Raw genomic sequence first — 1,410 nt, forward strand, 5'->3', positions numbered from 1 at the left:
AACACTGGCTATAAATAGAGGGAGGTAGTAGAATTAAGATAATTTAAATCATTGTGTTTTAAGAATGCATAGAACAAATAAGCTCTTTCAGTTCCTATTGATAAAAATTTGTTTGGACACCATTAATGACAACAAAAATATGAGGTCTCACGATATGTAAAAACACTCCGTTATATCAAACCAAAACACATGCTTTTTAGTTGTGCCATCATCTAATAATTCAATCACTGCTATCATATCGTATTTCTTATCCTCATCAAATATTAGTGATTGTTCAATCTTTTTCCAAGGTTCTTCATTAAGGATAAGGTCAATGATTTCATTTTGAATAATTACAATTAGCATGCCATCTGGGCAACTTATTTTTATTGCGGTTGCTTTGGAATCACCTAAGTTTTCTGATACTGGGATTATGACATTAAGTTCATCGAGAAGTAGTTTTGGTATGTTCATGATATTTTATGTGTTTATATATAAATATCATGGCGGAATGAAATGACCTTAATTTTTGCTGAAAAATTTTATGGAAAAAAATTTCATGAATGGAATCATGGTAAGGGATTGTCTGAATAGTCCCCCCCCAGGGAGGAAGGAGGTAACATAGTAAGAGAGGGAGGGAGCATAACGATAAAAATTTAACTTTAATAGAATTTTGTAATATCTTTACTCTAATTAAGTAGAAGCACATTTATTAATATGTTTTATTTATTACCAGAAAGCATGGGTTTAGAAAGTCAAAAACTATAAATTGCAGAAATAATTGCCAACGAACCAAAACATATACAAATCCAAAAACACGAATTAGAAATCATTATTTTTCTAAAAAATATTCAATGGCATTAAGACAAGCTAGAAATTATTCGACACTAACAATTAAAAGATTATTCGCTTTATCTGGTAATCAATGTGCATTTCCAGAATGTCCAGTGATATTTGTAAATTCTGAGGACGAGACAAATTTTTCAAACATATGTCATATTGAAGACGCTAACCCTAGCACTCATAAAGCGGATAGATATAATCCTGACATGTCAAACAAAGATAGGTCTGACTATCGTAATCTGATATTACTTTGTCCTAACCACCATATCGAAACAAATGACCCTGTAAAATACTCAGTCAAGTCCCTTGTAGATATGAAAATAGCCCATGAGCAAAAAATTGCAGAAGCTCACTCAAAGAATTTGTCTATTTCCAAGTATCCTTCTGTTTTTAGTATTATTATAAATAGTATTGGCTCATCTTTAATATTCAATGATTCAGACAATGAAGTTAAAATAGCGCCTGATACTGATAATAAAATTCGATTCAATAATATTGTTAGATATAGGTCAATCATTGAAGAGTATAGTGTTTATCAGGGTAAATTGAATTCAATTTATGAAGAAATTGAAAGACAAGGTTCTTCAA

1 protein-coding gene and 1 pseudogene are annotated in these 1,410 nt (G+C 30.6%); one reads left to right on the forward strand and one right to left on the reverse strand.

Annotated features, from left to right (window positions below; genetic code table 11):
- Nucleotides 1-147: 147 nt before the first annotated feature.
- The gene (locus C0512_RS15670) at nt 148-453 is read right to left on the reverse strand and encodes a hypothetical protein (RefSeq protein WP_290863256.1); all 306 of its coding nucleotides are present in this window, start codon (nt 451-453) and stop codon (nt 148-150) included.
- Between the two features lie 380 nt (nt 454-833).
- On the opposite strand from C0512_RS15670, the pseudogene C0512_RS15675 reads away from it, so the two are divergent.
- Nucleotides 834-1,410: pseudogene (locus C0512_RS15675) on the forward strand (hypothetical protein); the annotation flags it as partial.

The sequence above is a fragment of the Flavobacterium sp. genome, assembly GCF_013822155.1.
Classification (GTDB): domain Bacteria; phylum Bacteroidota; class Bacteroidia; order Flavobacteriales; family Flavobacteriaceae; genus Flavobacterium.